This window comes from Brachybacterium endophyticum, assembly GCF_003130585.1.
Taxonomy (GTDB): Bacteria; Actinomycetota; Actinomycetes; order Actinomycetales; family Dermabacteraceae; genus Brachybacterium; species Brachybacterium endophyticum.
The window spans coordinates 999,849-1,008,051 of record NZ_QFKX01000001.1 but is presented as its reverse complement, the minus strand read 5'-3'; the positions used below and the strand labels follow the sequence as shown (position 1 = coordinate 1,008,051).

The 8,203-nt window shown below is 69.8% G+C and carries 10 protein-coding genes; 3 read left to right on the top strand and 7 right to left on the bottom strand.

Translation table 11 applies throughout. The annotated features are described in order from the left end of the window. Positions 1 to 140: 140 nt before the first annotated feature. The 4 genes from DEO23_RS04485 to ychF are packed head-to-tail and all read right to left on the bottom strand — an operon-like array spanning position 141 to position 2,323. Positions 141 to 632 carry a GNAT family N-acetyltransferase gene (locus tag DEO23_RS04485; protein WP_109274752.1) on the bottom strand — a complete coding sequence of 164 codons (492 nt, stop codon included), beginning with the start codon at positions 630 to 632 and terminating at the stop codon, positions 141 to 143. After that, complete coding sequence (locus tag DEO23_RS04480; RefSeq protein ID WP_109274751.1) at positions 629 to 949, bottom strand: HigA family addiction module antitoxin; 321 nt, start codon at positions 947 to 949, stop codon at positions 629 to 631. The genes DEO23_RS04485 and DEO23_RS04480 overlap by 4 nt, the downstream gene beginning before the upstream one ends. Beyond that, positions 924 to 1,232 carry a type II toxin-antitoxin system RelE/ParE family toxin gene (locus DEO23_RS04475; protein WP_240613203.1) on the bottom strand — a complete coding sequence of 103 codons (309 nt, stop codon included), beginning with the start codon at positions 1,230 to 1,232 and terminating at the stop codon, positions 924 to 926. The genes DEO23_RS04480 and DEO23_RS04475 overlap by 26 nt, the downstream gene beginning before the upstream one ends. 5 nt (positions 1,233 to 1,237) lie before the next feature. Continuing rightward, a complete protein-coding gene (ychF, locus tag DEO23_RS04470; RefSeq protein WP_109274750.1) occupies positions 1,238 to 2,323 on the bottom strand; it encodes a redox-regulated ATPase YchF in 1,086 nt (361 codons plus the stop codon). A 146-nt stretch (positions 2,324 to 2,469) separates the two neighbouring features. Between ychF and DEO23_RS04465 the strand changes: the two genes are divergently transcribed. Continuing rightward, on the top strand, positions 2,470 to 2,910 hold the full coding sequence (locus DEO23_RS04465; protein ID WP_109274749.1) for a hypothetical protein: 441 nt from the start codon (positions 2,470 to 2,472) through the stop codon (positions 2,908 to 2,910). Positions 2,911 to 3,079: 169 nt separating this feature from the next. Here the strand turns inward: DEO23_RS04465 and DEO23_RS04460 are convergent, their stop codons facing one another. Continuing rightward, complete coding sequence (locus tag DEO23_RS04460) at positions 3,080 to 3,730, bottom strand: NAD(P)-dependent oxidoreductase (protein ID WP_109274748.1); 651 nt, start codon at positions 3,728 to 3,730, stop codon at positions 3,080 to 3,082. Between the two features lie 198 nt (positions 3,731 to 3,928). Between DEO23_RS04460 and DEO23_RS04455 the strand changes: the two genes are divergently transcribed. Both DEO23_RS04455 and DEO23_RS04450 read left to right on the top strand, forming a co-directional pair. Beyond that, complete coding sequence (locus tag DEO23_RS04455; protein ID WP_109274747.1) at positions 3,929 to 4,303, top strand: winged helix-turn-helix transcriptional regulator; 375 nt, start codon at positions 3,929 to 3,931, stop codon at positions 4,301 to 4,303. Positions 4,304 to 4,387: 84 nt separating this feature from the next. Next, the gene (locus tag DEO23_RS04450; protein WP_109274746.1) at positions 4,388 to 5,584 is read left to right on the top strand and encodes a DNA recombination protein RmuC; all 1,197 of its coding nucleotides are present in this window, start codon (positions 4,388 to 4,390) and stop codon (positions 5,582 to 5,584) included. Positions 5,585 to 5,613: 29 nt separating this feature from the next. Here the strand turns inward: DEO23_RS04450 and DEO23_RS04445 are convergent, their stop codons facing one another. Further along, complete coding sequence (locus tag DEO23_RS04445; protein WP_109274745.1) at positions 5,614 to 6,570, bottom strand: universal stress protein; 957 nt, start codon at positions 6,568 to 6,570, stop codon at positions 5,614 to 5,616. Continuing rightward, positions 6,567 to 8,048: an APC family permease gene (locus DEO23_RS04440; RefSeq protein ID WP_109274744.1), complete on the bottom strand. Its 1,482-nt coding sequence runs from the start codon at positions 8,046 to 8,048 to the stop codon at positions 6,567 to 6,569. Before DEO23_RS04440 ends, DEO23_RS04445 begins: the two co-directional genes overlap by 4 nt. Positions 8,049 to 8,203: the final 155 nt, after the last annotated feature.

Here is an 8,203-nt window from a genome sequence, read left to right as displayed (position 1 = left end):
CAAGCACGCCATCTCCTACCGAGCCTGCGTGGTCCTCTGCGCGGTCGTGGCCTGGTTACGAAAATAGGAGACGCGCCCTAGACGTTGAACCGGGACTCCACTGAGTTCCGGTACGGATCAACCTCTGGTGTCGACGTCTCTCAGTGCGACGCGACCCCAGATTCACCGAGTGGCTTCACCATGATCAGGCATGGGGTGTCCCCTCCCCAGAGGTCGGTCTCCTCAAGCGCCAGGAACCCGCGTTTCTCGTAGAAGTGACGCGTGCGCGCGTACCCGGCGTCCGGATGTGAGGCCCCGAGCGTCTTCACTTCCAACAGACGGACACCTCGGTGAACCGCATCGGATTCGATAGCTCTGAGCATCGCCGTGCCGACACCGGAACCATGAACCGCTCGGTCGACGACGGTGAGGTGCACCTCGGTGACATGCGGGAAGTGACGATCGATCAGAGTGACACCGACGACTAGGCCGTCAGCGTCGCGAACTGTCCATGTCTCCTTGCAGCGTGCGGCCGCAATGTACTCCGCGTTGGATCCCGGCTGTCCAAACCATTCGGGCACCGTGGCAAGTAGTCGTGCGACATCATCGGGCACCTGCTGGTCCGGCTCAGCAACCCACGCAGCGACGGTCACGCGACGGCCAGGGGTGTGATCGCAGCGACCTTGTCACGCAACGCCCGGCGCTCGAGGCGCAGCTCGTAGTTCGACTGCAGGTTCATCCAGAACTCCTCGGACGTCCCGAAGTAGCGCGCCAGACGGATCGCCGTATCGGCGGTGATGCCCCGCTTGCCGTGCACGATCTCGTTGATCCGCCGCGGCGGAACCCCGATGGACACGGCGAGCTTGTTCTGCGTGATCCCGAAGCCCTCGATGAAGTCCTCCATCAGGATCTCCCCCGGATGGATCGGTTCGATCCGATCGGCCTCAGTGGTAGTCGACGAGTTCGACATCTTCTGCACCTCCATCTCTCCAGACGAAGCAGAGACGCCATTGCGCGTTCACGCGGATGCTGTGCTGTCCACGGCGGTCGCCGACGAGCCGCTCCAGTCGGTTCCCGGGCGGGATCCGGAGGTCCTCGACGTCCCTCGCGGCATGGATCAGCTCGAGCTTCCGCAGGGTCGCTCGCTGCACGGTGCGATCGACGCGCTTGACGTACTGCTCATGCCAGATGCGCTCGGTGTCCTTGCTCCGAACGATCTGATCACGAGGCGAGTCTATAACGCGACCCGTCATTAACGCTAGACGTTAAACCGGAACTCCACCACGTCGCCGTCGGCCATCACGTAGTCCTTGCCCTCCATGCGGACCCAGCCGTGGGACTTGGCCTCCTGCATGCCACCGGCCTCCATGAGGTGGTCGTAGCTGACGATTTCGGCCTTGATGAAGCCGCGCTCGAAGTCGGTGTGGATGACGCCGGCGGCCTGCGGGGCGGTCGCGCCCTGCGGGATCGTCCAGGCGCGGGATTCCTTGGGACCGGCGGTGAGGTAGGTCTGCAGGCCCAGCGTGGAGAAGCCGACGCGGGCGAGCTGGTCCAGGCCCGACTCCTCCTGGCCGGTGCTCTCGAGCATCTCGGTGGCCTCCTCGGGGTCGAGCTCGGCGAGCTCGGCCTCGAACTTGGCGTCCAGGAAGATGGCCTCGGCCGGGGCGACGAGGTTGCGCAGCGCCTGTTGGGAGGCGGCGTCGGCCAGGCCCTCCTCGTCGGTGTTGAACACGTAGATGAAGGGCTTGGCGGTCATCAGCTGCAGCTCGCGCAGCTGGGTGGTGTCGATGCCGGCGGCTTCGGCACCCTGGAACAGGGTCTTGCCGGTCTCCAGCAACGCGGTCGCCTGGTCCATCGCCTCGAGCACACCGGCCTCGGTCACCTTGCGCTTGACCTCCTTCTCGATGCGCGGGCGCGCGTTCTCGAGGGTCTGGAGGTCGGCGAGGATCAGCTCGGTGGTGATCGTCTCCATGTCGCCCGACGGCCCCTCGGAGCCCTCGGCGCGGATCACGTCGGGATCGGAGAAGGCGCGGGTGACCTGGCAGATCGCATCCGCCTCGCGGATATTGGCCAGGAACTTGTTGCCCAGCCCCTCGCCTTCGCTGGCGCCCTTGACGATCCCGGCGATGTCCACGAAGGAGACGGTCGCGGGGACCTCCTTCTCGCTCGAGAACATCTCGGCGAGCCGGCCCAGTCGAGGGTCGGGAAGGGGCACCACGCCGACATTGGGGTCGATCGTGGCGAACGGGTAGTTCGCCGCGAGGACCTCCGCGCGGGTGAGGGCATTGAACAGGGTGGACTTGCCGACGTTGGGCAGTCCGACGATTCCGATGGTGAGAGCCACGGCAGGCGAGTCTACGTTCCCTCGGCCCCGCTCGCGCGCCGCAGGGTGCGGTCGTGGGCGAGAGCACCCTGCGAGCGGCGTGCCCCGGGTGGCGCGCGAGTCGCTAGGCTCGTGTCGTCCGCATACCGCCTCTTCAAGGAGCACCCATGGCATTCAGCCTCAGCAACACGGTCCTGCGCGCCGTCCCGGGCGCCTTCATCCTCAACAGCGGCATCGGCAAGCTGGGTCTGCCCGAGGAGGCCGCGGCCGGTCTCCAGCAGATGGCGGCCAAGGGCGTCCCGGCCCTCGGCGAGCTCTCCCCCAAGCAGTTCGGCTGGTTCCTCAGCCTCGGGGAGATCGCTGTCGGCTCCTCCCTGCTGCTGCCGATCGTGCCCACCCGCGTCGCGGGGCTCGCGCTCGGAGCCTTCTCGGGGAGCATGTTCTCGATGTACCTGCGCACCCCGGAGCTGACCGCCGAGGACGGCATCCGCCCGTCCGAGGCCGGCACCCCGATCGCCAAGGACAGCTGGCTGGTGGCGATCGCCATCGCGCTCCTGGTCAGCGGCTCCGGCTCGAAGAAGGTCAAGAGGGTTCGCGCGAAGGCCTGATCCCGGATGGGGAGGTCGGGCCGACGATTCGGCTCTGCTCCCCTTCATCAGGTTTCTCGTCCCGCGTCGTCGGGACGGCGAGCGCCCCGCACCGCCGATGGGTGGTGCGGGGCGCTCGGCATGTCGGCCGACTATTTTCCCGTCGGCGCGAGGCCGCAGTGAGCGCGCCTCAGTAGGCGACGGTGAAGCGGGCGCGCCGGTGTCGGGGCTCCTCGATCTCGTCGACCACGGCGATCGCGAGGTCCGCGCCGGAGATGAAGGACTCGCCGTTCTCGTCGGCGAGCAGGAGGTCCCCGCCCACGCGGTAGGCCCCGGTGCGTTCCCCCGGTGCGAAGCCACCGAACCCGGCGGCCGGGCTGAGGAAGAACCAGTCCAGCGCCTGCCCGGACTGGCGCAGGTCACCGAGCACGGCGTTGAGCTCGCGCGCCTCGACCTGGAAGGCATCGGGGAAGTCCGGGGTGTCCACGAGCAGCGGGCCGCCCTCGCTCACGTGCAGGGACCCTGCCCCGCCGATCACGCCCAGCCGCACACCGCGCTCCTGGGCCAGCTGCGCGAGCTGCCCGTAGGCCGCGCGCAGCACCCCTTCCTCGGCGAGCTCGCCGCGCGGCGAGCTGGTCGCGACGACCACGTCCGCACCCTTCAGGAGGCCGGCGAGGTAATCGGCGTCGCGCAGGTCCCCCGCCCGGTGCGAGACACCCTCGGGAAGGGACTCGGGGGCCGTCCGGCTCGCCGAGACCACGTCGTGTCCGCGACGTGCGGCCTCCTCGACGATGTGACCGCCGGCGTAGCCGGTGCCTCCGAGGACGATGATGCGGGCCATGGTTTCTCCTCCCGGACGCGGCGCGTCCTTCGTTCGTGGCGCTCGTCGCCGAGCGCGCGTTCGGTGCGACTTGTGTTCCGCACCCACTATGGTCACCATAGGTAACCTAGGCACTCAGGGGAAGTAGGCACCTTGCGGTAACCGGCCCCTCGGCCCCACTGGACGACAACGCCCCGGCACACGAGAACGAGGATCACGATGTCCGCTCCCCCGGTCTACGACCCCTACCGGGTCTGTCCCTCCCGTCAGCTGCTCGACCGCATCGGCGACCGCTGGACCGTGCTGATCATCGGCACCCTCGAGGAGGGCCCCCTGCGCTTCTCGCAGATCTCCCGGCGCATCGAGGGCATCAGCCAGAAGATGCTCACCCAGACCCTGCGCAGCCTCGAGGCCGACGGGCTGGTCGTGCGCACCGTCTACGCCGAGGTCCCACCACGCGTCGAGTACGAGCTCTCCTCGCTGGGCCGCACCCTGCTCGAGCCCCTCGAGGTGCTGCGCACCTGGGCGAGCGACCACATGGACGAGGTCCGTGCCGCCCGCGAGACAGCGGCAGGGGCTCCCGCCGGGGTCTGAGCCGATGACACACCGGCGCCCGACCCGATCCCCCGGCGGGCGCGGCGCCCGTCGTTCGTCCCACCGCCGTGGTGTGCTGGTCGCATGGACACCGTCACCGTGATCCTCGTCCTTCTCGTCGGCGTCGCCCTCGGGGCGTTCGGCACCTACCTCGCCATGCGCTCCCCGCGTGCGACCTCCCGCACCGTCGGCGCGAGCGACCCCGCACACCATCAGCTCGAGCGCGAGGCGGAGCAGCGTGAGGCGCAGCGCCAGGCACTGGAGGCCGCGAGGGACGCCGACCTGCGCAGCACCCTGGCTCCGATCAGCCAGGCCCTGTCCCAGCTCGAGCAGCACGTGGCGCGCTCCGAGACCGCCCGCGCCCGATCCGACGGCGCCCTGCGCACGCATCTCGAGGAGCTCCAGAACCGCACGAAGGATCTGGACCGCGGCACCCACGCCCTCACCGCCGCCCTGCGCGCGCCGACCGCGCGGGGCCGGTGGGGCGAGGTGCAGCTGCGGCGGATCGTCGAGGCCGCGGGGATGCTCGAGCACGTGGACTTCACCGAGCAGCACGCCGGTCGCGCGGCCGACGGCGAGGCCGGCCAGCGTCCGGACATGGTGGTGCGGCTGAGCGGCGGTCGCACCGTGGTGGTCGATGCGAAGGCCCCGATGGAGGCCTACCTCGATGCGATCGAGGAGCCCGATCCCCAGCGGGGCCGGATGCGGCGCGCAGCCCACGCGAAGGCGCTGCGCGGGCACGTGGACCGCCTGGGCTCGAAGAGCTACTGGGCGGCGCTCGGCGACACCCCCGAGTTCACCGTCATGTTCGTGCCCAGCGACGGCGTGCTCGCCGCCGCCCTGGAATCCGACACGGGCCTGCTCGAGCACGCCTTCACGAGCGACGTCGTCATCGCCTCCCCCGCCACCCTGGTGGCGCTGCTGCGCACCGTCGCCCACACCTGGCGCACCGACTCCCTGAACCGCGACGCCCGCAGCGTGCTGGAGGCGGGCAGGGAGCTGCACCACCGCCTGGGAACCCTCGCCGGGCACCTGGGCAAGCTGGGCCGCTCGCTGGATTCCACGGTCGCGGCGTACAACGAGGCCGTCGGCTCCCTGCAGTCCCGCGTCATGGTGACGGCACGGAAGTTCGAGGAGATGGAACTGACCTCCCGGAAGGTCGAGGAGGTCGACCAGCTGACGCGACGCGCACGCAGCCTCGACGAGGACCAGATCGCCGACCTCGCGCGCGGGGATCGCGCCCCCGGGCCCGCCGGCGGCAGCGAGCGCAGCGCCGGCTGACCCTCGAGCGGGTCCACCCGGCCGGGGTCCTAGGAATCCTTGGCGTGCTTCCTGCCCTTCCTGTCCTTCCCGACCTTGGGCTTCCGCTCGCGCGTGATCTCGCGACCGCGCGGCAGGACGAGGACGGGGACGGGCGAATGCCGCAGGATGCGGGCGGCCGTGGAGCCCAGGAACACGCGGGTGACGCTCGCATGGGTGCTGGACCCGATCACGAGCATGTCGCCCTGCTGCCAGTCGAACCCCGAGACGGCGGCGGACCATCGCGGACCTTCGACCACGGACCCGGCCGTGCCGGAGGTGCTGGGGCTCAGGTCGCGCACGTCATCGAGGATGCGTCCCTGCGTGCGCACGACGTCCTGGCGCCACTGCGCGTAGTACTCGCCCTCCCGGAAGGCGGAGAAGGCACTGCGGGACCCTCCGCGCACCGCGAAGGTGACGATGGTCAGCGCGGCCTCGGTCGCATCCAGTGCTCGTGCGACACCGGGCACCAGGGCGGCGTCCCGATCGGTCGGGTCCACCGCGAGGACCAGCCGTGAGACGCCTTCGGACTCGGGGTCGAAGCCGCGCGGGGCGAGGGCGATCGGCACGTGGGCGCTGTGCACGAGGCGATCGCTCGTGCTGCCCAGCCCGATCCGCCCGACGACGCCGTCGGAGGACCCGACCACCAGCATCCGGGCACCGCGTGCCCTGGCCTCCTGATCGAGGATCTGCGGGACCGAGCGGCCGACGCGCTGCACGGTCTCGACCTCGAGGTCCTCGGGCAGCTGTTCGCGGGCCCGGGCGAGGGTCTCCCGGGCCATCCCGGTGAGCTCGCGGCGCCAGTCGTCGTCCACCCCGGAGAAGTCCCGCAGGGTCGGCGACCCGAAGGCGTCGTGGATGACGCAGCACAGCACGAGCGGCTCCCCGAGCGAGCGCGCCAGGGCGGCCGCGAGTCGGAGCCCGGAGCCGCTGCGGGTGTCGGGGCCGAAGCCGACGAGGATGCTCATCGGGAGGCCTCCGTCCTGACCTCCGTACGGCCGGCGCGACCCACCCGGGAGTGCCGGTAGCCGTAGAGTCCGTAGACGATCAGGCCCAGGGCCAGCCAGCCCAGGAAGCGCAGCCAGGTCTCCACGGCCAGGCTCGACATCAGTCCGGCGCAGGCGAGCACGCTGATGATCGGCAGCACCGGCACCAGCGGCGTACGGAAGGGCCTCTTCATGTCGGGGTCGGTGCGGCGCAGCACGACGACGGCGATCGCGACGACCACGAAGGCGAACAGTGTCCCGATGCTGACCATCTCGGCGAGCACCGAGATGGGCACGAGCCCCGCGAGCAGGGCCACCGCGCCGACGGTCAGGCTCGTCATCAGCACCGGCGTCCCCCAGCTCGGGTGGACACGGGCGAACGCGGGCGGCAGCAGACCGTCGCGCGAGAGGGCGAAGCCGATCCTGCCCATCGCCACGATGTCCACGAGGATCACGGAGCTGAGGCCGGCGACGGCGGCGATACCCACGAGGATCCCCACCCAGGACAGGCCCACGGCATCGAAGACGTCGGCGACGGCATCGCCCTCGGAGAGCTTGGGGTACTCGACCATGCCGGTGACCACGAGGCAGACGCCCACGTACAGCACGGTGCAGATCGCGAGCGTGCCCAGCAGGCCCATCGGCATGTCACGGGCGGGCTTCTTGGTCTCCTCGCCGAGGTTGGCGACGGCCTCGAAGCCGGAGTAGGCGAAGAAGACCACCGCGGCGGCGACGAACACGCCCGCGACCCCGTAGGTCGAGGGCTCGATGCCCGTGACGGCCTGCCACAGCGGCGAGGTGAGGGTCGACCCCGTGCCCTCGGAGGGCTGGGCCGGCGGGATGAACGGCACCAGGTTGTCGGTCTTGATGTAGAACATCCCGACGGCGATCACGAAGACGCACACCAGGACCTTGATGACCACGAGGCCGTTGGTCACCCACTTGGACTCGCGGATGCCGCGGATCGCGACCACGCCCAGCAGCACCGCGATGAAGATCGCGCCGACGTTGACGACCGACCCCTCCTCGGCGAACCACTTCGGTGGCAGGTCGAAGACACCGGCGACGTACCCGGACCAGCCGCGTGAGACCACCGCCGCGCCGAGGGCGAACTCGAGGATCAGGTCCCAGGCGATGATCCAGGCGAAGATCTCGCCGATCGTGGAGTAGGCGTAGGTGTAGGAGCTGCCGGCCGTGGGCACGGCGGAGGCCAGCTCGGCGTAGCAGAGAGCGGCAAGAAGAGCGACGACGCCCGCGATCACGAAGGAGATCATCACGGCGGGGCCGGCGTTCTCCTTCGCCTGGAGTCCCGTGAGGGTGAAGATGCCCGTGCCGATGACGATGCCGATCCCGAAGCCGACGAGGTCCTTGACCCCGAGGTTCTTCTTGAGGTGCGCGTGGTCCTCGTCCTCGTCCTGATGCAGGACCGTCTCGATGCTCTTGCGCCGCAGAACGCTCATGGGCCGCCTCTCTGTGAGCTGGGGAGCCCTGGGCCGATGGCGTCGGGCAGGAACGGTGTCGGAAAGAGTCCACCCGAACCGCGTGTGCTGTCAATCACAGGCAGGGATGATAACGGGATCTGGCCGCGCCCCCGATGGCCCCTCCCCTCAGCCGG

Bases quoted from the DNA above. Each gene is read 5' to 3' on its own strand.
- DEO23_RS04480 (WP_109274751.1), bottom strand. From the start codon at position 949: ATGTCGAACTCGTCGACTACCACTGAGGCCGATCGGATCGAACCGATC.
- DEO23_RS04475 (WP_240613203.1), bottom strand. From the start codon at position 1,232: ATGACGGGTCGCGTTATAGACTCGCCTCGTGATCAGATCGTTCGGAGC.
- DEO23_RS04465 (WP_109274749.1), top strand. From the start codon at position 2,470: ATGGCATTCAGCCTCAGCAACACGGTCCTGCGCGCCGTCCCGGGCGCC.
- DEO23_RS04460 (WP_109274748.1), bottom strand. From the start codon at position 3,730: ATGGCCCGCATCATCGTCCTCGGAGGCACCGGCTACGCCGGCGGTCAC.
- DEO23_RS04455 (WP_109274747.1), top strand. From the start codon at position 3,929: ATGTCCGCTCCCCCGGTCTACGACCCCTACCGGGTCTGTCCCTCCCGT.
- DEO23_RS04450 (WP_109274746.1), top strand. From the start codon at position 4,388: ATGGACACCGTCACCGTGATCCTCGTCCTTCTCGTCGGCGTCGCCCTC.
- DEO23_RS04445 (WP_109274745.1), bottom strand. From the start codon at position 6,570: ATGAGCATCCTCGTCGGCTTCGGCCCCGACACCCGCAGCGGCTCCGGG.
- DEO23_RS04440 (WP_109274744.1), bottom strand. From the start codon at position 8,048: ATGAGCGTTCTGCGGCGCAAGAGCATCGAGACGGTCCTGCATCAGGAC.